The organism is Methanosphaerula subterraneus, assembly GCF_052055875.1.
Lineage (GTDB): Archaea > Halobacteriota > Methanomicrobia > Methanomicrobiales > Methanospirillaceae > Methanosphaerula > Methanosphaerula subterraneus.
In genome coordinates, this window is the sequence record NZ_CP170508.1 from 144430 (window position 1) to 164666 (window position 20237).

The 20237-nt window shown below is 58.5% G+C and carries 18 protein-coding genes; 13 read left to right on the plus strand and 5 right to left on the minus strand.

The window, feature by feature from the left end:
* The first annotated feature begins 33 nt into the window (after window positions 1-33).
* The 5 genes from ACFKSJ_RS00705 (at window position 34) to ACFKSJ_RS00725 (ending at window position 5541) form a co-directional block, all read left to right on the plus strand.
* Window positions 34-759 (plus strand): hypothetical protein, encoded by a 726-nt coding sequence (locus ACFKSJ_RS00705; protein ID WP_440950362.1) that lies wholly within the window; start codon window positions 34-36, stop codon window positions 757-759.
* Window positions 759-1307 carry an ECF transporter S component gene (locus ACFKSJ_RS00710; RefSeq protein ID WP_440950363.1) on the plus strand — a complete coding sequence of 183 codons (549 nt, stop codon included), beginning with the start codon at window positions 759-761 and terminating at the stop codon, window positions 1305-1307. Before ACFKSJ_RS00705 ends, ACFKSJ_RS00710 begins: the two co-directional genes overlap by 1 nt.
* On the plus strand, window positions 1294-2799 hold the full coding sequence (locus ACFKSJ_RS00715; RefSeq protein ID WP_440950364.1) for an ABC transporter ATP-binding protein: 1506 nt from the start codon (window positions 1294-1296) through the stop codon (window positions 2797-2799). Before ACFKSJ_RS00710 ends, ACFKSJ_RS00715 begins: the two co-directional genes overlap by 14 nt.
* Entirely contained in the window at window positions 2783-3619 is an 837-nt protein-coding gene (locus ACFKSJ_RS00720; protein WP_440950365.1) for an energy-coupling factor transporter transmembrane component T family protein, read from the plus strand. Before ACFKSJ_RS00715 ends, ACFKSJ_RS00720 begins: the two co-directional genes overlap by 17 nt.
* Window positions 3620-3681: 62 nt before the next feature.
* Window positions 3682-5541 carry a hypothetical protein gene (locus tag ACFKSJ_RS00725; protein WP_440950366.1) on the plus strand — a complete coding sequence of 620 codons (1860 nt, stop codon included), beginning with the start codon at window positions 3682-3684 and terminating at the stop codon, window positions 5539-5541.
* A 351-nt stretch (window positions 5542-5892) separates the two neighbouring features.
* Here ACFKSJ_RS00725 and ACFKSJ_RS00730 read toward each other — a convergent pair whose 3' ends face one another.
* The 3 genes from ACFKSJ_RS00730 to ACFKSJ_RS00740 form a co-directional block, all read right to left on the minus strand.
* Window positions 5893-6882 (minus strand): hypothetical protein, encoded by a 990-nt coding sequence (locus ACFKSJ_RS00730; protein WP_440950367.1) that lies wholly within the window; start codon window positions 6880-6882, stop codon window positions 5893-5895.
* A 136-nt stretch (window positions 6883-7018) separates the two neighbouring features.
* Window positions 7019-9226, minus strand: coding sequence for a PKD domain-containing protein (locus ACFKSJ_RS00735; RefSeq protein ID WP_440950368.1), 2208 nt, complete (start codon window positions 9224-9226; stop codon window positions 7019-7021).
* A 473-nt stretch (window positions 9227-9699) separates the two neighbouring features.
* Window positions 9700-10785, minus strand: a complete 1086-nt coding sequence (locus ACFKSJ_RS00740) for a hypothetical protein (protein ID WP_440950369.1) — start codon at window positions 10783-10785, stop codon at window positions 9700-9702.
* 124 nt (window positions 10786-10909) lie between these two features.
* Between ACFKSJ_RS00740 and ACFKSJ_RS00745 the strand changes: the two genes are divergently transcribed.
* Genes ACFKSJ_RS00745 through ACFKSJ_RS00755 form a run of 3 tightly spaced genes read left to right on the plus strand, consistent with a single transcriptional unit; the run spans window position 10910 to window position 13217 of the window.
* Window positions 10910-11683 (plus strand): ATP-binding cassette domain-containing protein, encoded by a 774-nt coding sequence (locus tag ACFKSJ_RS00745; RefSeq protein WP_440950370.1) that lies wholly within the window; start codon window positions 10910-10912, stop codon window positions 11681-11683.
* A gap of 2 nt (window positions 11684-11685) precedes the next feature.
* The gene (locus ACFKSJ_RS00750) at window positions 11686-12393 is read left to right on the plus strand and encodes a GTP-binding protein (protein ID WP_440950371.1); all 708 of its coding nucleotides are present in this window, start codon (window positions 11686-11688) and stop codon (window positions 12391-12393) included.
* Window positions 12394-12395: 2 nt separating this feature from the next.
* Entirely contained in the window at window positions 12396-13217 is an 822-nt protein-coding gene (locus ACFKSJ_RS00755; protein ID WP_440950372.1) for a (Fe-S)-binding protein, read from the plus strand.
* 276 nt (window positions 13218-13493) lie between these two features.
* Here ACFKSJ_RS00755 and ACFKSJ_RS00760 read toward each other — a convergent pair whose 3' ends face one another.
* On the minus strand, window positions 13494-13862 hold the full coding sequence (locus ACFKSJ_RS00760) for a hypothetical protein (protein WP_440950373.1): 369 nt from the start codon (window positions 13860-13862) through the stop codon (window positions 13494-13496).
* On the opposite strand from ACFKSJ_RS00760, the gene ACFKSJ_RS00765 reads away from it, so the two are divergent.
* From ACFKSJ_RS00765 to ACFKSJ_RS00780, 4 genes are all read left to right on the plus strand, one after another.
* A complete protein-coding gene (locus ACFKSJ_RS00765) occupies window positions 13863-14225 on the plus strand; it encodes a hypothetical protein (RefSeq protein ID WP_440950374.1) in 363 nt (120 codons plus the stop codon).
* Window positions 14226-14301: 76 nt separating this feature from the next.
* Window positions 14302-14457, plus strand: a complete 156-nt coding sequence (locus ACFKSJ_RS00770) for a hypothetical protein (protein ID WP_440950375.1) — start codon at window positions 14302-14304, stop codon at window positions 14455-14457.
* A gap of 28 nt (window positions 14458-14485) precedes the next feature.
* On the plus strand, window positions 14486-14638 hold the full coding sequence (locus ACFKSJ_RS00775; RefSeq protein WP_440950376.1) for a hypothetical protein: 153 nt from the start codon (window positions 14486-14488) through the stop codon (window positions 14636-14638).
* A complete protein-coding gene (locus tag ACFKSJ_RS00780) occupies window positions 14638-15186 on the plus strand; it encodes an ECF transporter S component (RefSeq protein WP_440950377.1) in 549 nt (182 codons plus the stop codon). Before ACFKSJ_RS00775 ends, ACFKSJ_RS00780 begins: the two co-directional genes overlap by 1 nt.
* A gap of 310 nt (window positions 15187-15496) precedes the next feature.
* Here the strand turns inward: ACFKSJ_RS00780 and ACFKSJ_RS00785 are convergent, their stop codons facing one another.
* Window positions 15497-18049 carry a PKD domain-containing protein gene (locus ACFKSJ_RS00785; protein WP_440950378.1) on the minus strand — a complete coding sequence of 851 codons (2553 nt, stop codon included), beginning with the start codon at window positions 18047-18049 and terminating at the stop codon, window positions 15497-15499.
* Between the two features lie 1201 nt (window positions 18050-19250).
* On the opposite strand from ACFKSJ_RS00785, the gene ACFKSJ_RS00790 reads away from it, so the two are divergent.
* Window positions 19251-20102: a nitroreductase gene (locus ACFKSJ_RS00790; RefSeq protein WP_440950379.1), complete on the plus strand. Its 852-nt coding sequence runs from the start codon at window positions 19251-19253 to the stop codon at window positions 20100-20102.
* Window positions 20103-20237: the final 135 nt, after the last annotated feature.

A 20237-nucleotide genomic window follows, 5' to 3' on the forward strand; every position in this document is an offset into this window, starting at 1 on the left:
GCACTGGTTCTGATAGGTGCCTTCACTGTCCTGATGGTGATTCTCCAGATGACTGCAGGTGGGACGGAACAGACCGATTCGGATACCGTAGGCACATCCGTCAACCAGAGTGTGACCCTCTCAAAGACGGATCTCAGGTACGGCCCGCAGTCCTGGCGCCCATTCCTGCCTCCCCTCGGAATCGATCCAGATGAGACCCGGCAGTCTGAGGAGACCTGGTATCTCGCCTTCTTCGATCTGAACGGCACCCCCGAGGGACTGACCATGTATCAGAACCAGATCTCTCCTGTGAAGGTCACGTACCAGGCCCAGAACCTTTCAGGAAGGATGGCCTTCGACGTCTATGGATGGGGCGACTCTCCACGGCGGTACTGGACGAACCGGCAGACCGGATTTGGTGCAAATGGATACATGGTCCTTGGTGGAGCAGAACCGGGCGAGACCGTGGCAGAGGCCGCTCCCCTATCGGAGACACGCCCCTACCAGGTGATCGTTGCCGGCCGGGACCCGACGATCTCGGGCCTGGTCAACCTCTCCTTCGATCGTCCCTGGAGTGGGCTCGACGCGCTTCATATCACCGCTGATCCGGCGGTGAGGAAAGGACAGATGACGAACACGACAGCACAGAAAGGAAGTTTCTACATCACCTATACCGGAGGGAATGAGGTGGATCACACACTCCTGATGGTCGCCGTCGACCGGCCGCAGCCTGACTCGTTCAAACTCACGATCACCTCGGCCCCTGTGGAGGCACTCTGATGTCGAAGATGAGCAGCTACTTCTCTCTCTATGAGATCGCCCTCCTCTCCCTCCTCGGGGCGATGGTCTTTGTACTGAACCGGCTCTTTGAGATCCCTCTTCATGTTCCGGGGAGCTCCGGCATCTGGTGGGTCATCCCGGTGATCATCGGGGCACGAGTGGTCAGGAAGCCGGGTGCAGGGATCTATATCGGTCTAATATCAGGGATTCTGGCTTCCTTCTTTGGAAACAATCCGCTTCATATCTTCGACCTCTTCAAGTACCTGGCCCTTGGAATGGCGATCGATCTCACCGCCCTCGTCTTCGGATACCAGTTCACCAACCCGCTGGTCGGGTTCATCGCCGGAGTGGCCGGAAATATGGCCAAGATGGTGGTGAACTACGCGGTCCAGTTCTTCTTCGGCGTTCAGGCCCACTTCATTCTGCTCGGGATCGGTATCGCTTCAGCAACCCACCTGATATTCGGAGGAATCGGGGGGGTCATCGCAGCGCTCGTCCTCAGACGCCTCCTCAAGGCCGGGGTGATAGGGGCTGATGAGAGCACCTGAGATCCTGGAGGTCTCCGACCTCTCCTTCCAGTACCGTGCGACGACCGGGAGAGTGCCGGTACCCGCCCTCGACCATATCACCTTCTCGGTCGGCCGGGGCGAGATCGTCGTCCTCACCGGGCCGAGCGGTTCGGGAAAGTCGACCCTTCTCAAGTGTCTGAACGGTCTGATCCCGCAGAGCACACGCGGCACGATGCAGGGGCGGGTCATGGTTGCAGGGAGGGATACCCACACCTGTCCGGTCAGTGAACTGGCCGCGACCGTGGGCATGGTCTTTCAGGACCCCGACACCCAGTTCTTCTCGAGCGAGGTCGACACGGAACTGGCCTTCGGGCTTGAACAGATGGGGGTGGAGGAGGCAGCGATGGAGCAGGCGATCACGTCCATCGCCGATCTGCTCGATATCACCCACCTGCTGGGCCGCTCGCTGGACCAGCTCTCCTGGGGGGAGCGGCAGCGGGTTGCGGTGGCATCGGTGGTGGTGACAGAGCCCGACCTGCTGATCCTCGATGAACCATTCTCCGGTCTTGACCGGTCCGGAGCCGAGGCTCTCAGTGCGTGCCTCATGTCCCTTGTACAGAAAAAAGGGATGACGCTCTTCATCACCGAGCACCGGCTGGACCGGCTCGGATCCCTGAAGGGGCGGTACCTCGTCCTGAACCAGGGATGTATCATCTTTGATGGATATCCGGATGCGGCGATGGCCGGGGCCCTGGAGATGGGCGGTGTCCTGCTCCCTCCTGAGGAAGAATACCGGTCTGAGGGCTGGAAGGTGCGTGGTAAACCATCGAGCCTTCCGGGTGAGCGGAGTAATCCGGGCCTTCACCTGGCCGGGGTGACCTATCAGTACCCTGGTTCGGCCTCTCCCCTCCTGAACGGTGTCGACCTTCGGGTCCAGTCTCCTGAGATCACTGTTCTTGTCGGGGCCAACGGCTCCGGGAAGTCGACGCTGCTCCGCCTCCTCAACGGACTGTTGCAGCCGGATTCCGGGGAGGTGCGGGTGGATGGGAGGTCTATCGCCGGGAGGTCGGTTGCGCAGGTCTCACAGTCTGTCGGGATCCTCTTCCAGCATGCCGACTACCAGCTCTTTGCCGAGACGATAGCCGATGAACTGGCCTTTGGACCGGGGAATTACGGGGTTCCTGCCGATGAGATAGAGCGCAGAACCCTGCAGGTCCTTGCAGATCTGGATCTCTGTTCTCTGGGGCTCACGGCCCCTCCCCTCGCCCTCTCTGTCGGGGAGAAGCAGCGTGTGGCGATTGCCGGGCTTCTGATGATGGAGTCCCCGATCCTGGTGATGGACGAACCGACCCTCGGTCTCGACTGGGGATTGAAACTGAAGCTGGCCGGGGTGCTCCGAATTCTCGGGGATGCCGGCAGAACGATCCTTGTGGTCACCCATGACCAGGCATTTGCCCATCTCTGTGCAGACAGGATCGTCTCCCTCTCCGGTGGACAGATCCGGGAGGTGACCGATGGGACAGGTTTTTAACCGTCGGCCCCGCAATCGGCGACTGGACGGGAGTGCGGCCTGGGCCCGGTTCACCCCCGGCACCTCGTACCTTCACCTGCTGGACCCCCGGACCAAGATGGGGGGGCTGATCGTGGTCAGTGCCGTCTCGTTGATCCAGGAGTCCCTGGTCCCTCTGCTGGTAGCCCTGCTCTTCGTTCTGACGCTGGCCGGGATCTCGGACCTTCTCCACCCCCTGATCAGGGCCTTCTGGAAGATCTCCCCCCTGCTCCTCTTCATCGTCGTCATCGACATGTTCTTCCCGAAGGGGTCGACCGGAACGGTCTTCTTCTCTGCAGATCTGGGTATCCTGCACCCCGCCCTGAGTACCGGGGGGATCCTCTTCGCCGGGGCGATGGGGGTTCGGCTGCTCACGATAACCGGGTTCGGCGTCCTCTTCATCATGACGACCTCCTGCACGGCAGTCATCCACGCTCTGAAGGCGATGGGCGTACCTGACACCCTCACCTTCTCACTCGGGTACGCGCTCCGATCCACCACGGCCCTGAGTGCCGATCTCGGGCATATCATGGACGCCCAGCGCTCTCGGGGGCTTGACTTCGAGCAGGGATCCTGGATCCGGAAGGCGGAGATGCTGATGGCCCTGGTCATCCCGATGATCATTGCGGTCCTGAACCGGGCCAGGCTGGTGGCCGATGCCATGCAGGCCAGGGGATTCGGGTCAGGAACGAGAACGACCTGCTATCGCCCCCCGCATCCCGGGCAGAGGGACCTGAGCATGGGTCTCCTGCTGGCCGGGCTGGTCGGATTTACCGTCGTCTATCACCGATTCCTCGGATAGATGAACCTTTCAACAGATTTCAGATAATTGGAGATGTATCAATGACACAACAGATGGCTAACATGAATCACCATAGATCACTATCAGTGCTGATCAGCATCGCCCTGGTACTGCTCGCACTCACCATTACTGTTCCAGCTGGAGCAGAGAGCGTACTCTCCGATCACTACCATATCAATATCGCCATGGCGAATGGTGGAGAGAAATACATCAAGTTTGATGGGGGCGGACTGAATGCGCTCCATATCTCCAGCGACCCGTCGAATAATTTCGGAAATTCGATCGCCTCCGATTCCCAGTCCGGCGTCTTCTATCTGACCGACACCGGTGGGAGGGGCTTTGATGATGACGGCATCATCCTGATCGCCGTGCAGGGGGATGTCCCGGACGACTTTCGGGTCCATATCCGGGCGAGCGGCTACACCTGGGAGCCCTCCCCTGAGGCGAACCTGAAACCTGAGAACTACACGCATGTGGAGGGGACGGTCGACAGCACCTTCACGAAGGCTGATTTTGCGTACGGCCCCCAGAACTGGAAGCCGGCCGGGCCGGCGAACTACCCGATCTATGATGGCCAGGATATGGGGGATACCTCGCAGCAGTTCCACCTGATGTTCATCGACCTCAAGGCTGGGATCATGGGTAAGGACGCCTTTCCTCCCGGCCTGACCGACGAGGGCGGGATCAGGGTCGAGTACTCGTTCGAGAACATGAACACGTTCGCCGCCTTCAATGCCTACGCCTGGTGTATGAACTCTAACCAGGGGCAGGGGATCTCATGGACCAACCGTCTCTCTGAAGCCGGCAGCAGCGGCTTCACGGTGAAAGGGGTCGCCCCCACCCCCACGACCGAGCCGACAACGCCGGTTGCGACGCCCAACACCACGGCAACGGTCACCCCGACAGATACGCCCACCACCACCGAGACGACGCTGAATGTCACGCCGACCGTCACGGTCACGGTCACCGAAACCTCCCAGCCTACGTCGACGGTGACCTCTGAGCCGTCGACGACCGTGGTTCCCTCCACTCAGGCACCCGTCACGACCACTACTATCACGACGACCGTGCCGCCCGTTCAGTCGATCGTCACCACCGTGACGACCGGAGTTCCGGTGACCTCCACCTCCATTCCCGCGACCGTCAGCACAACCCCGGGGGTCACCGTCTCCGTGACCACCCCCGTAACGGCGATCACCACCGTTCCCCCGGTCACCGCGACCCGGAGTCCGGAACCCTCGGTATCCATCCCGGTCCTGAGTACGCTCTTCCCTTCACGGATACAGACCGCTGTTCCAACCCAGGCGGCCACCAGCGCCCAGGCCCAGTCTCCAGCATCGGATGCAGGGATGGCTTCGTCCGGTGTCCCCACCGTGCAGGCGACGGCCGCTCCCTCCCAGCCTGCGCCCCAGCCGGCCAGTTCTTCTGCTGACGGTCCTGTTTCGACAGGAGATTCCTCTTCCAGTTCATCAAGCGATGATTACACCGGGGTGGGAGGAACGGTCGGGACGACCGCGACCCCGGTTTCCACGACCGTCACCACAGCCCAGACTGAGTCCGCCGCACCAACACCCGCACCCACCCAGGTGAACACCAGCACCCCGGTGATGACGACCCCGACTCCACCGTTCCTCGACACCGGGAACCAGGATGAATACTCGCCGCTCACCATCCCGGGGGCTTCGGCTGGCAAGACCTCGTCCAGCGATCGGAACTCACAGACGAACTTCCTCTCGACAGTACAGTCGACCATCGACCGCCTCTCTTCATCAGACCTGAGCCTGATCCTGCTGGCCGGCGTGGTACTTCTCTTCCTCCTGCTGGTCTTTGCAGGGTTGATCATCCTGGTCCTGCTCCTGCTGCTGCTCCTGGTCGCGATCCTGTACCTCAGGCAGAAGAAGAATCTTGAGAATAAAGAGTGACCCCTCTTCAAGAAATCCTTTTTTCGTCGAAAACCTGACTGTTGATCCATACCAGGTCTCTTCTCAGTCCCGCTTCCCCTGTACGGGGTAACCAGATACCCATACCGATCTGTACTTGATCAATCCCCGCCTCTCTTTCGTCGACGATTGGTAGGGGATGGGGCGTCCCGTTGATTTCACGGGGCCGGCTGTCCGTCCATGGTCTCACCGGTCCGGAGTATATCCTGCACGCATGTGGCGGGCGGATATGGTCAGAGAACACCTGAGACGATGAGCATGAAAGATCTTCGAGAGGAATGTGGGGATGTTCAGGCTCTTCCAGCAGGGGATAAAAAAAGGGGGTCTCTCGCTTCAGACCATATTGAAGAGCAGGACGACATCATCGAAGTCGACTGAACCGTTCCTGTTGAAGTCGAAGGCAGTGAGCGGTTCGTTCTCTGCGATCCAGTCCATCTGGTTGAAGAAGAGGACCACATCGTTGAAGTCGAGGGCACTGTTTCCATCCAGGTCTTCATACCGTCCATCCCTGTCCGGGTCGGTGGGCGGCAGCGTCCCCGGGGGAATGCTGAGAGGGCCTGTCGACGCCGGCGCTCCGGTCACACAGTACCCGCTCGCAATCGACGTCTGGCCGAGTGTGTTGACTGCATTCGTCCACGAGATCCCCTGCCCCTGGTTGGCGTCCTGGCACCAGGCATAGGCATCGAAGGCGGCGAACGTGTTCATGTTCTCGAACGAGTACTCGACTTTGATCCCACCATTGTTCTGAAGAGGTGGAGCCCCGGTGGTGGAGTTTGCCCCGAGGATTCCGGCGTGCAGGTCGATGAACATCATCCGGAAGGTGTTCCCTGTGTCGGACATGTTCTGCCCGTTATAGATCGGGTAGTTCGCCTGCCCGGCCGGCCTCCAGTTCTGGGGGCCGTAGATGAGATCGTCCTTGGTGAAGGTCTCATCGATCGATCCGTCCACATAGTGGATCTGATCGGATGATGGTGTCACGTATTTTGAGACCGGGGTCCACGTGTAGCCGCTCGCCCGGATGTGCACCTTGAAGGAATCAGGGATCGTCCCGTTGACGGCGAGCATCAGCAATCCGTCGTCGTCCCATCCACGACCGCCGGTGTCCACCAGGTAGAAGACGCCCGACTGGTTGGCGGTGGTGGTGATCTGACCTTTCTGGACAGCCGGGTTTCCGGTCATCCAGAGCGCGTTGACTCCTCCTCCGTCGTGTTTCTGGTAGTAGGTGCCGTTGTTATAGATATCGAAGCGCGGGCCTTCATCGTTGGCGACCTGGAGAAAGAGGTGGTGGTACGTGGGGAGCGGGTCAGCTGTCACCGGTACCATGAGACTCAATAACGTCAGGAGGGTGAAGGTTATGATAATGCCCAGGTGTGCTCCTGGTCTGAAAAAGGGTGAGGGTTGGCGTGGGGATGATCCTGTTCCCTCCCTCATGGGGATACCTCCTGCTGCAGGATGATCATTATGCCACCGCCGGCACCGTCACGGTTACGCTCTTCGTCGAGGACCCTGCTGCGTTGGTCGCGGTCTGCGTGATCGTAAACGTTCCGGGCTGCCAGTAGGTGTAGCGGAAGTTTTTGTAGGCGGTGAAGGTGCCGTCCCCGAGGTCGTACTTCACGGAGGTGGCGTTCACTGCGGTGTCAGTGACCAGGAAGACGAACGAGCCCTGACCCCCCTGGGGCGTGACGGTGAAGCCGGCCACCGGCAGGTCCTGTTGGCTTGGTGTCGGGGTCACGGTCGTCGTGACGGTCGCTGTCGGCGTCGGGGTCGGTGTCACCGGGGCGGTGACGTTGATGCAGTCCTCGATCGTCTTCACCTCGTTTCCATTGGGGCCGATTGCCATCAGGGAGACGGTGTACGTGCCGACGGTGTCATAGGTGTGGACCGGATTCTGGTCGAACGAGGTCGCTCCGTCCCCGAAATGCCAGAAGTAATACTGGACTGAACCGGTGACCGATTCATTGAACTGCACCGAAAGGGGTGACAGCCCGGTGGTCACGTTCGCCGAAAACCCGGCGGTCGGTGGGTCGGTGACGGTGATGTATCCCGGCTTCTCCGTGAAGACGCTGCCGAAGTTGGACTGTGAGGTGGTCAGTGTCACGGTGTAGGCCCCCGGCTTGGTGTAGGTGTGGATTGGGTTCTGCTCGGTCGATGTGGTGCCGTCACCGAACCGCCACTCGTAGCCGCTCGAATCGGTCGACTGGTCGGTGAACTGCACGGTGAATGGGGTTCGGCCGGCGGTTGCGTTGGCCGTGAAGGCCGCTACCGGCACGGTGTTGACGATGATGCACCGGTACTTGGTACAGGTGTCGCTCATCTGATCGTTCGAGGCGGTCAGGGCCACATTGTAGACGCCAGTCTGGTTGAAGACGTGGGTCGGGTTCTGCTCGGTCGATGTGGTGTTGTCGCCGAAGTCCCATTTCCAGGCGGTCGGCGAACCGACGGACTGGTCCTCGAACTTGACCGAATACGGAGCCTGGCCGACAGAGCCGTACGCGTAGAAGGCTGCTGTCATGCTCGACGTGACGCAATTCGTTGCCACGTAGGTGTCACTGCCAAGAATGTTCGTCGCGGTCAGTTTGACGGTGTATCTGCCGGCTGAGGGGAAGGTGTACGACGGGTTCTGGTCGGTGCTGTCGACGATCCCGTCATTGTTGAAGTCCCAGGCCCAGATGGTCGGCATGTTGGTCGAGCGGTCGGTGAACTGGACCGAGAGTGGTGCGGCGCCGCTCAGGGGAGTCGCGCTGAATGCAGCAGACGGCTTACCGATCACAGTATAACCGCTTACCGTGTTGAAGTTACCTTCGACCCTGTTCGTCCATGAGATTCCCTGTCCCTGGTTTGCGGCACGGCACCAGCCGTAGCCGTTAAAGGCGGCGAAGGAGTTACCCAGGTTTGAAATACTGTACTCCACCTTTGCTGCTCCATTGTCGGTAAGAGTGGCACCACCGAACCTTGATGGATACAGGTTGCCGACCTTGAGATCGATGAACATCAGGTACGAGTTCGTGGATTGGTCGCTGATGGACTGACCGTAGTAGAGTGGCAGCGACGGAGTCGTCAGGCTTCCGGGACCGGGCTTCCAGGTCTGCGGGCCGTAGATGAAGTCAGCCTTTGTGAAGGTCTCGTCGACTGCGCCGGTCACGTGGTGGTATTCGGATGGCGGAGCATTTACGACGGTTCCCGTGGTCATGTCGTACCCGCTCGACTTCACATGGATGGCGAAGTCGTCAGGGATCGGTCCCTTCACCGAGAGGAGCAGGATGATGTCGTCATCGAATCCTCTCCCACCGGTGTTCGTCACATAGAAGGTTCCGGACTGACTGCTGGACGTCGTGGCCTGGCCGTAGGGCAGGCTCACATCGTTCGTGATGTGGAGTTCGTTCAGGCCACCACCGTCTGCCTTAATGTAGTAGGTGTTGTTCGGGCCCCCAAAGGCCGGTCCGTCCAGGTTGTACTTCACGCCGGCGTCATTCGCCACGTTGAAGAAGATATGCCTGGGTGCGGGGAGCGGTGCGGTGTTCGTCAGCCCCGTATTCTTGATGATACTGAGGTTCGTCTGCTGATCCTCCAGGGTCTGATTGACCGTCAGAGACGTCGTTTCGATCGGCTCTACAAGTCCCGCACCTGCGGTGGCTGTCAGAAGAGCCACTGCCAGGAGCAGGATCATGATGAGACGCGTTGTTGTATGTCTTGAGTGAAGCATGATTCAAATCACCAGTGGGGTGTGCAATCAGTGACAGGTAATGGTCACCAAATCACGAATTGCTTGGTCTTTCTCGTAGATCGGCAACTTTATTCCCGAGAAATTCCCTGTCAGGCGTGGTGTATTGGCCTGGGAAGGTTTGTACACATCCAGAATGTACCCACGCTGACAGAGAAAGAGGAGATTTCACGAGGCGAAATCTGCCTTTACTATTGTTGGATTGTGTTGATATAAACATTATTATAACAATTTTAAGTTAACTTAACTGGGTTTACTTCACGAGATCCAGGTCTGAAGAGACGCTGAAGATACGGATCCGATCACCCGGGTGGAGGGGATCAGGTGACTCCGGTTTTCCCTTGAATACAATCTCTGACCGGTTCTGATCCCAGGAATTGATCGGACGGTCCGGGGAAGCGGAAAAAAGGGGGGTCAGGTCATAACCTGATGAACAGGGAGACGATATCGCCGAAATCGATCTTTCCGTTCCCATTGAAGTCGAAGGCGTCGACAGGTTCGTTTTCGGCGATCCAGTCCATCTGGTTGAAGAAGAGAATCACATCGGAGAAGTCAAACTGGCTGTTCCCGTTCAGGTCCTCGTATCGCCCGTCGCCATCGATGTCCAGGGGAGCATGCTGCTGGCCTGACAGGGGGAGGACCTGCTGATCCGGCGATGGGCCATTCACCAGGTACCCGCTTGGGGTCCGTTCGGGCATCAGCGAGTTCGACCAGGCGACCATGTCGTCGCCGTTGTTCGAGGTCTGGCAGTACCCATAGACATTGAAGACCGCGGACGACTCGAGGTTCTCGAACGAGTAGGTGATCCGGACGGCTCCCTGGTTTTGGAGCGTCGTGTTCGGCCTGAGCACGCCGGCGTTCAGGTCGATGAACATCAGTTTGAAGGTGTTGGTCGTGTCGGAGATGTTCTGTCCGTAATAGATCGGATAGGAGAACCCGTTGCCGGTCGGTTTCCAGGTCTGCGGACCGTAGACCAGGTCGGCCTTCGTAAAGGTCTCGTCGAGGGAGACCGGCTGGTAGGTGAAGGAGGTCGGGGCCTTGTTTCTCTCGGGGTTCGGCGTCCAGGTGTAGCCGTCGGCCGTGACATGGAGTCTGAAGTCGTCGGGGACCGTGCCGTTCACGCCGACGAGGAGAAGGATCTCGTCCTCGTAGCCCTTGCCGCCCGAGTCGGTTGCATAGATGGTTCCGGACTGGTTGCCCGTCATCGTCACCTGGCCGAAGTTCACGGCCGGGTCGGTGGAGATGTGCAGGGCGTTGAGCCCGCGGTCGTAGCCTTCGAACCGGATGTTGTAGGAGTCGTTGCCGAAGGCGTCGTACTTCACCCCGGCGTCATTCGCCACCTTGAAGAAGATGTTGTTGTAGTCGGCGAGGGGAGCTGCTCCGGCGGGGGAGTTGATGAGGAGGATGGCCAGAAGGAGAAGGAGCGCGATCCCGCCACCCCGTCTGTCCGCGATCATGCCCTTCGGGCGATACCAACCATGTTCTGTCTCGACTTTTTTCCGCATATACGATCTCCTGCTTACGAGATGTATCGTCGAGGTGGTATCTATAATGGTTGCACATGATCTTATCAAGTTCAATAAATCAACTTAACGCCATATTTATTCCCGCCCGGTTCGAAGCAGTTCTGTGGAACATTACAGGATCGAGACAATCACTATTCTCCCCGGAACGGCGAAGGACGGCCGCCGGGAGTCATTCGACGAGTTGACCATCCGCGCCGGCGATACGATCTCGATCGTCGGCCCGACAGGGTCCGGAAAGTCAGCGCTGATCAACGACATCGAGGTCTTCGCCCAGCAGGACACGGTGACCGGCCGGACGGTGCTGGTGAACGGTGAGGCGCCGCCCGAGCAGATCTGCCGGGACCCGGCGAACAAGCCGATCGCGATGATCGCACAGACGAGCAAGTGCCTGGCCGATCTGCAGGTCCGGCAGTTTCTCGAGATGCACTGTGCGGCCCGCGGGCTCGATTCGGCCGAGACGGTCGACGAGACGATCGCGCTCGCGAACGAGTTCACCGGCGAGGCGCTCGGAGGGGAGATGCGCATGACCCGGCTCTCCGGGGGGCAGACCCGCTCGCTGATGGTCGCGGACGCCCTGCTGGTCAGCAACACTCCGATCATCCTGCTCGACGAGGTCGAGAACGCCGGGATCTTCAAGGATCGGGTGATCGCCAAACTGCGGGAGTACGGCCGGGCCGTGCTCTTCGTGACCCACGACCCGTTCGTCGCCCTCCTCTCTGACCGGCGGATCGTGATGCGGAACGGGGCGGTCGTCTCGGTGCTCGAACCCGGGGGGATCGAGGCCGACACCCTCGCTGAGGTGGCCGCGATGGATAACCGGCTCCATGCGATTCGCGAGCGGATCCGGGCCGGCGAGATTCTGAACGGGGGGGTGTGACGATGCGCCTACTGATCGTGGCCGGCCCGCCGAGCGCCGGCAAGACGGCCGTCGTCCGGCAGCTCCTCCGGCAGTTCGCCGGGGAGAACCGGACCGCCTATCTGAAGATCGACGTGGTCCAGGCCTTCGAGGCCGAGGAGCTCGCGGCCGAATTCGGAATCCCGACGAGGAAGGTCTTTTCAGGGGATCTCTGCCCCGACCACACCGGGATCCTGGTGCTCGCCGATGCGCTGACCTGGGCCGGAGAGGAGAAGGCCGACCTGCTGATCGTCGAGTCGGCCGGACTCTGTCTCCGGTGCACGCCGTACACCACCCAGTCGCTCGGGATCGTGGTGCTGCCGGCGATCTCGGGGACGAACGCTCCGTTGAAGATGGCGCCGATGATCGCGTTCGCCGACGTCGCGGTCGTGACCAAGACCGATCTGGTCTCGCAGGCGGAGAAGGAGGTCTTCCGTGAGGCGATCCGGCGTGTGACGCCGGGGATCGATATCATCGAGACGAATGCGATCGAGGGGACCGGTCTCCGGTACCTCTTCCGGGCGGTCGAGAGCTGTCCGGAGATCGACGACCCGGCGGCGATCATGCTCCGGGGGGCTCCGCCGCTCGGGGTCTGCACGATCTGTGCCGGGAAGAAGGAGATCGGCTGGCGGAATCACTTCGGGGTCATCCGGACCCTGGACGCCGCCGACGAGCTCTACCGGGGGGACTGAACGTGGTGTGGGAGCCGCCGGGCAAGGACTGCGGGGCCTGCGGGGTCCGCAGCTGCCGCGAGTTCGTCGAGGGAATGCGGAACGGGACACGGGTCCTTGCCGACTGCCCGCACCAGGCCCGCCGGCTGGACCTGGACGAGTCGGCCTTGCTGGAGGTCTATGATGGGACCGACCTGCTCGGGTCCGAATATGACTTCATCCTCCGACCGCTCCCGGGCGAGCCATCAGCGCAGCGGTACATCCAGCCCTTCCGTCCGGAACTGATCGAACGTCTGGGGATCGGGCCGGGTGCGATCGTGATCGGCCGGCCTGTCGACCCGGGATGCCCGGTCCAGCATGTCCTCCGCGTCCTCGACAGCGACCCGGTCTCGGGGATCCTCCGCTGCCACACGGTCGGGCCGCTGGCCGCCCGGCGGAGTCCGAAGGTCTTCGACCTCCGGGCGTACCGGGAGATCGCGTTCGAGGGGCGGGCCGACCTGGTCCGGAACGAGCCGGCGATCGGTTTCCGGGCCAGATTCCTGCCGGCCAACTGTATGCGCCAGATCGCCCACACCGGGGTGGTCCAGATGGTGCTCAAAAAGTCGTTCGGCTTCCATGTCCGGCTCGAGGACATCCAGATGCACGGGAAGCGGGAGAACCTCCTGAAGGAGACGAAGGTGAAGACCGGCCAGGTGATCTCTCTCGAAGGGCCGTCCGGGCCGGACCGTGCGGTTGTGATCAACGGCGTTCATGCCTATGTCGGCGACCGGCCGGCCGGGAAGAAGGGTGACGGCAGTGGTGGAGGAAAGCACCACGGCGGTGGTAAGGGCCACGCCGGGGGATAACCGGGGGCTATTCCACCTCTATCGACAAACAGACCCTGCACCAGATCCATGCCGGCTAAATAAGGAGGTTGTGCGGGAGAATCAGGAGCATCTCTCCGCCTCTTCCTCTCGTATCATGCCGGCGGTGGAACTTCGTCCACCGATCAGGAGATGATCGCGTTCTCTGGTATCCCTGGATCCGGTAGAGAGATCGGCAGAGATGGCGGCCTGAAGGTGGGCCTGTAAATTCAATTGAGTTGATTTTTATAAAAAATCAAAAAACTTAAATTATGTTTATCAAATAGTAGTATAGAATGGGAGGAGAAGACGATTTATCTCGCAATCGATGATACCGATAATCAGAATTCCTGTGGAACCGGTAAACTGGCCAGAACGATAGCCGAAGTAATTGCAGGAGAGTTCCTGGTCTACGGGGTGACTCGCCATCAGCTCTTTGTCCATGAGGACATCCCCTCCACCTCCTATAATTTCTGTGCAGTCATCCATATCTGCGAAGAGAACCCGAGGATTGCAGGATATGTCTTTAACCTGGCACAGAGTCTGATACTCGATGATTTCAGAGGTGGAAGTAATCCGGGGGTTGCTGTCTCTCTCACAGAACAGATATCCCCTTCCCTGGTTGCCTACGGACGAGATGCGCAGCATATGATCCTGAACCAGGAACGGGCACGGACCCTCGCCCGTAATCTGAAGATTCCGCTCAAGGGGCTCGGCGGGACCGAGGACGGGGTGATCGGAGCGATGGCCGGGCTCGGGCTCGCGGCGACGCGGAACGACGGACGGTTTTTACAACTGGGGACGATTCGGAATATCACCGGCCCCTGCGAGGTGGAGGACCTGATCGCGGCCGGCATCGATGGGGTCTGGAATATCGCCGGGACGCAGATCACCGAGGGAACCGTGCAGAATCCGGAACAGAAACCACCCAAACCCTGTCAGATCAACGGGAGAGCGATCCTGTTTGTAGAGGAACGCGAAGGAGAACTGGTCCCAGTCGTGAGGGACTGAACTGAAGATTGAATCGCGGATCCTGGTCGCACAGGTTCTGAAGGAGGCCTTCACCGACCCGATGGTGACTCTCCAGATGACTGCAGGACGTGTGGCTCTATCAAAGGCTCACCTCAGGTACGGCCCGTTATCCGGGGGTCCATACCTGCGGATTGATCTGGATGAGATGCATCAGGTCGATGAAGGGGGGTACCTCGCCTTCATCGATCAGAAGGGATCCCCGTGGGACTGACCCTGGACCCGCAGTGAGGAGAGGGCAGATGATAGACACTACAGAACGGCATGGACGTTTCGCTATCTTCTCTACCGGAGGGAACGGGGTGGATCACGCTCTCCTGATGGTCGCCGTCGACCGGCCGCAGCCTGACTCGTTCAAGCTCACGATCACTTCAGGTCCGGTGGAGGTACCCTGATGTCGAAGATGAGCAGGTACTTCTCTCTTTATGAGATCGCTCTCCTCTCCCTCCTCGGGGCGATGGTCTTTGTTTTGACCCGGCTCTTTGAGATCCCCCTTCATGTTCCGGGCAGTTCCGGCATCTACTGGGTCATCCCGGTGATCATTGGGGTGCGGGTGATCAGGAAGCCGGGTGCAGGGATCTATATCGGTCTGATATCCGGAATTCTGGCCTCTTTCTTTGGAAATGATCCGCTTCATCTCTTCGACCTCTTCAAGTACCTGGCCCTCGGAGGAGCGATCGATCTCACCGCCCTTCTCTTTGGGTACCAGTTCACCAACCCCCTGGTCGGGTTCATCGCCGGAGTGGCCGGGAATCTGGCCAAGATGGTGGTGAACTATGGAGTTCAGTTCTTCTTTGGAGTCCAGACCAATCTCATTCTGATCGGGATCGGTGTCGCTTCTGTGACTCACCTGATATTCGGGGGGATCGGTGGGGTCCTCGCATCGCTTGTCCTCAGACGCCTTCTCAGGGCCGGGGTGATCGAGGCTGATGAGAGTACCTGACATCTTCACGAATCCGGTCCCCTGCAAGGGGAAGCGGATACGAGAAGAATCCTCCGGATTCTTCGAGGGTGTTAACGCACTTAATCCACGGATAGACCATAGTCGAAAACCTGATAATAATCAGGTTTTCTCAAGTAGTGTTGAACGCATCTAATCCACAGATAGACCAATCTCCGACAAATTTTATGTCTGCGATTGGTCTGGGATGGTGCGTTCAACACTATAATCTCCGACAAATTTATCGTCTACAATTGGTCAGGATGGTGCGTTCACCACTCCAGAGAAAAATTGAAGGTTCTCTTTGATTTTTTCAGACGCTATTGAAGAGCATGACGATATCATTGAAGTCGATGGAACCGTTTTTGTTGAAGTCGAAGGCACTGACCTGTTCATGCTCTGCGATCCAGTCCATCTGGTTGAAGAAGAGGACCACGTCGTTGAAATCCAGCATTCCGTTTCCGTTCAGGTCTTCATACAGGCCGTCTCTGTTGGGGTCGGTTGGAGGGCTGGTCGCTGATGGGATACTGACCGGGGCTGTCGACGCCGGCATCCCTACCACGCTGTAGCCGCTTGCAAGCGACGACTGACCGAGCGCGTTGACGGCATTCGTCCATGAGATCCCCTCTCCCCGGCTGGTGTACTTGCACCAGCCGTAAGCATCGAAGGCGGCGAAGGCGTTCAGGTTCTCGAACGAGTACTCGACTTTGATCGCACCACTGTTCTGAAGCGTGGGGGTTCCGGCGCTGGTGTTCACGCCGTTCTTGCCGATGATCCCTGCATTCAGATCGATGAACATCAGATAGAAGGTATTCTGGGTATCGGACATGTTCTGTCCGTTATAGATCGGATAATTTGCCTGCCCGGCCGGTTTCCAGATCTGGGGGCCGTAGATGAAGTCGGCCTTCGTAAACGTCTCATCGATCGATCCGTCCACATAGGTTATGGTGCCAGAGGATAGTTTAACGAATTCTGTAACAGGGGACCACGTATACCCACTTGCCCGGATGTGCACCTTGAAGGTATCAGGGATCGTCCCGTTGACGGCGAGCATCACCAGTCCGTCATCGTCCCAGCCGCGGCCGCCCGTATCGGTCAGGTAGAAGACGCCCGACTGGTTGCTGGTGGTGATCGTCTGACCTTTCGGCACAGCCGGGTCTCCAGTCATCCAGAGTGCATTGAGGCCGCCTCCTTCATTTTTCTGGTAGTAGGTTTCGTTGTTATGGAGATCGAATCGCGCTCCTTCATCGTTTGCAACCTTGAGATAGAGGTAGTGATAGTCGGGGAGCTGGGTTGCCGTTGGTGTGGTCGGGGCCGGAGCCGGCTCGGTGACATTGATGTACTGCTCGATCGTCTTCACCTGTGCTCCGTTCGAGCCGCTGGCAACGAGGGAGACGGTGTACCTGCCGGCTGTCGTGTAGAGATGCACCGGGTTCCGGTCGTACGACGCTCCACCGTCCCCGAACTGCCAGAAGTAGTTCTGGACTGATCCGGTGGTCGAATCGTTGAACTGTACGGCGAGCGGGGACTGGCCGGCTGTCACGTTCGCGATGAAGTTGGCCACCACCGGATGCTGTGTGGCGGTCGGGGTCGGGGCGACGGTCGTCGTGGTTGGTACGGCTGTTGTTACTGTCGTGTGTGCCGTCGTCGTTGGGAGTGTCGTTGATACTGTTGTTGTAACAGTCGTAGCCACCGTTGTGGGAGACACCGGGGTCTGAACAGTGATAAACCGGGTCTGTGTGGCCGTGGTACTGCCGCCTGCGTTGGTGGCTGTCAGAGCCACGGTGTAGGTGCCGGCCGTCGTGTAGGTGTGGACCGGGTTCTGCACCATCGAGGTGGTGTTGTCGCCGAAGGACCACGACCAGCTCGTCGGGGAGCCGGTGGAGGTGTCGGTGAACCGGACCGCCAGGGGAGCAGTGCCGGTCGTCGGGTTCGCGGTGAACCCGGCAGCCGGTGCCGGACGCGGAGTACCGGTGACGGTGTACCCGCTCGCAGACGTCGCCGACTGGCCGAGTGCGTTGACTGCATTCGTCCAGGTGATCCCCTGCCCCTGGTTGGAGTTCAGACACCAGGCATAGGCATCGAAGGCGGCGAAGGTGTTCAGGTTCTCGAACGAGTACTCGACCCTGATCGCACCATTGTCCTGGAGAGGCGGGGCGCCGGCGGTGGTGTTCGAGCCGATGATTCCTGCATTCAGATCGATGAACATCATCTGGAAGGTGTTCTGCGTATCCGACATATCCTGTCCGCAATAGATCGGGTAGTTCGACATAGAACACGGTTTCCAGATCTGCGGGCCGTAGATGAGGTCGTTCTTCGTGAACGTCTCATCGACCGTTCCATCCACATGCGTGTACGCGGTGGGTTTCAGGTTGGCCACGGGGGAGGGCGTCCAGGTGTAGCCGCTCGCCCGGATGTGGACCCGAAAGTCGTTCGGGACATCCCCCTGCACGGCGAGCATCAGGATGCCGTCATCATCAAAGCCTCTCCCCCCGGTGTCGGTCAGATAGAAGACGCCGGACTGGGAGGCTGAGGTGAGAATACTTCCGTACGAATTTGACGGATCGCCGGATATGTGCAGCGCGTTCACCCCGCCCCCGTCGAACTTCATGTAGTAGGTGTTGCCCGGGCCGCCGTAGAGTGCACCGTCTTTATCGTACTTCACGCCGGCGTCATTCGCAACATTGATGAGGAAATGCCTGTTTGCGGAGAGTGCTGCAGTGTCTTTCAGTTCCAGGTTCTGGTCGACCCCGATGGACGATGTTTCGTTCAGCTGTACAGATCCTGCACATGCGGGGGCTGTCAGCAGCGCCAGGAGCAGTAGTACCATGAGACAGGTCAGGGTCGTATGTTTTGAGTCAGGCATGATTCATATCACCAGCGGGTGAGCAACCAGTGATGCGTGAAGGTTGTCCCAATAACAGGCATGGTCCTGGTATCACGAATTGCTGTTGTATTTTCCGGATGATTCCCTGTCAGAGCGGGTATGGACCTGGCGAAGGTTTGTACATATCCAGCATGGACCATACCCTGTTCACCGACAGAGAAAGGGGAGATGTCACGAGACGAAATCCGCCTAAATTATTACTGTTGAAGTGCCCTGATATAAATATTATTAAATAACTCTTTTTGTAAAATCAAACACATTGACAGTGCGCGAGAACAGGTTTTGATGAAAAGGTCCAGATCATTCGATCCCCTCGTTCAGTTTTGATTGTTGTCGAGAACCTGACAACTGATACGTACCTGGTTTTAATATCCGGTTTTCCCGTAAGAGGAACCGAATTCGAGAGGAGTCTGGAGGACTCTGCGAATATCCGGTTCCACCCGCGAGGGGAGCAGACGTAATCCCCAGATCGATCAATCTTCGTTTTTTTTTCGTCCAGGATTGGTCCGGGTTGGTGCGTTCAACACTTTCCACCGCAGATGGCGTTTCGATGCGTACGTCTTCTGCACCCTCTTGAGGAACCAGGCGACCCTGATTGCATGGATGCACTATACCATGGGCGGGTCGCCGATGTGACCTGACCCGTGGAGGCCGGCCGACCGGCCGACCGAGCCTTCCCACGAATCCAGGTACCTTTTTATCGCCTATGACGCCGCGCAGCGGTTTACTCCCGATACCGGGGCTCATGGTCGACGATCGGATTATCGGAAGACTCCGCTACATCCAGATGACCACCAGATGAGAAGGTTGCGGGATGGTCCTGGTGTGAATGATAGATCGTGGAGGTGCCAGCGGCTCGGTATCAGCGTCGGATCATTTTATTTATTTTTGCCGTTTTCTTTTTTTTACATTTTTCAATTATATCTGAGTATATTCGAGCAATTTCTCAGGCTTCAGGTTTTCCCCCTGAAATTATATTCGGCCGGCGGATTTCTTAATCTCGTGATCTTTCATTCGAGGGACCTTCAGCCGGCAATTATCAATGGATTGCGTGTAAATTTAGCTAATTTGATTAATTTAACGAAAAATTAAAGGGAAGTGTTTATATCGATCCTGGTAAAATTGGAACTCGAGGTATGTCGACCATGGTGCGTCGGGGTACCCAAGAAAAGGTGAAATGATGAAATTTGAAAATGACACAATCAAACGCGTCACCGGGCTGGCCCTGGTCGCGCTGTTACTCTCGGTCGGTCTGGTCAGTCTCTGCCCGGTTTCGGCGACTGTAATCCCGAATTATCATCAGGTATGGCTCAATATGGAGAACGGTGCGTACTGGTCCAACCTCTCGACGGGCGATCTCAGCAACCAGTCCTACTACTTCAAGTTAGGTGGTGGCGGTCTGAACGCGCTGCACATGACCAACTCGAACAGTTTGCCGTATGGCCAGGTCACGCACCGGGGGGCGATGGGTGACTCCGACAGCGGAACCTTCTACATCACCGACACCGGTGGCCGGGGATTCAACGACGACATCATTCTGATGGTTGCTGTCGAAAGCCAGGATGGTGCTGCACCGATAGATCTCAGCCTTGGTATCAATGCGAGCGGGTACCGGTGGCAGCCCACGGCGGTAACAAATCAGGTCCCTGCTCAGAGTGACGTCCATTATATCCCCGGCGCAGTGAACCAGTACTTCGATGCTGATAATTTCGCTTCCTATGGGTATCAGACCTGGAAACCCTGCACCTCGTCGAACTACCGGATCGACGCCAGTAACAGCGGTGCGAATTACTGGTTGGGCTTCATCGACATGAAGGTGGGTAACCTCGGTCTGAACACGACGGTCAAATATGCCGACTCCCTGATCGACAACGGGGCTGTCAAGGTCACCTATAACGTCACAGGACTCAATGGAGCAAACCTGGCATTCAACGGTTACGGCTGGTGCAACCAGTCGAATCAGGGGAAGGGTGTCTCATGGACCAACGATCTGACCACCTCTGCTGCGAGCGGCTGGGATATCAACATCTAACCTTTTTTCCGCGCGCCGGCCGGCTGTCGCTGTCATGGAGGATATTCATGGTTGAGAGGCAACGATTCGTTTACATGCCGGGTAAAATATTGACAACTTTGTTTATTTAACTTGTAGGAAATAAAATAGCAATAG

Coding starts and splice junctions, on each gene's coding strand:
- ACFKSJ_RS00715 (WP_440950364.1), top strand. CDS start 1,294: ATGAGAGCACCTGAGATCCTGGAGGTCTCCGACCTCTCCTTCCAGTAC.
- ACFKSJ_RS00730 (WP_440950367.1), bottom strand. CDS start 6,882: ATGGTACCGGTGACAGCTGACCCGCTCCCCACGTACCACCACCTCTTT.
- ACFKSJ_RS00750 (WP_440950371.1), top strand. CDS start 11,686: ATGCGCCTACTGATCGTGGCCGGCCCGCCGAGCGCCGGCAAGACGGCC.
- ACFKSJ_RS00775 (WP_440950376.1), top strand. CDS start 14,486: ATGATAGACACTACAGAACGGCATGGACGTTTCGCTATCTTCTCTACC.
- ACFKSJ_RS00725 (WP_440950366.1), top strand. CDS start 3,682: ATGAATCACCATAGATCACTATCAGTGCTGATCAGCATCGCCCTGGTA.
- ACFKSJ_RS00780 (WP_440950377.1), top strand. CDS start 14,638: ATGTCGAAGATGAGCAGGTACTTCTCTCTTTATGAGATCGCTCTCCTC.
- ACFKSJ_RS00770 (WP_440950375.1), top strand. CDS start 14,302: ATGACTGCAGGACGTGTGGCTCTATCAAAGGCTCACCTCAGGTACGGC.
- ACFKSJ_RS00790 (WP_440950379.1), top strand. CDS start 19,251: ATGAAATTTGAAAATGACACAATCAAACGCGTCACCGGGCTGGCCCTG.
- ACFKSJ_RS00720 (WP_440950365.1), top strand. CDS start 2,783: ATGGGACAGGTTTTTAACCGTCGGCCCCGCAATCGGCGACTGGACGGG.
- ACFKSJ_RS00710 (WP_440950363.1), top strand. CDS start 759: ATGTCGAAGATGAGCAGCTACTTCTCTCTCTATGAGATCGCCCTCCTC.
- ACFKSJ_RS00765 (WP_440950374.1), top strand. CDS start 13,863: ATGATCCTGAACCAGGAACGGGCACGGACCCTCGCCCGTAATCTGAAG.
- ACFKSJ_RS00735 (WP_440950368.1), bottom strand. CDS start 9,226: ATGATCCTGCTCCTGGCAGTGGCTCTTCTGACAGCCACCGCAGGTGCG.
- ACFKSJ_RS00705 (WP_440950362.1), top strand. CDS start 34: ATGGTGATTCTCCAGATGACTGCAGGTGGGACGGAACAGACCGATTCG.
- ACFKSJ_RS00760 (WP_440950373.1), bottom strand. CDS start 13,862: ATGCTGCGCATCTCGTCCGTAGGCAACCAGGGAAGGGGATATCTGTTC.
- ACFKSJ_RS00785 (WP_440950378.1), bottom strand. CDS start 18,049: ATGCCTGACTCAAAACATACGACCCTGACCTGTCTCATGGTACTACTG.
- ACFKSJ_RS00740 (WP_440950369.1), bottom strand. CDS start 10,785: ATGCGGAAAAAAGTCGAGACAGAACATGGTTGGTATCGCCCGAAGGGC.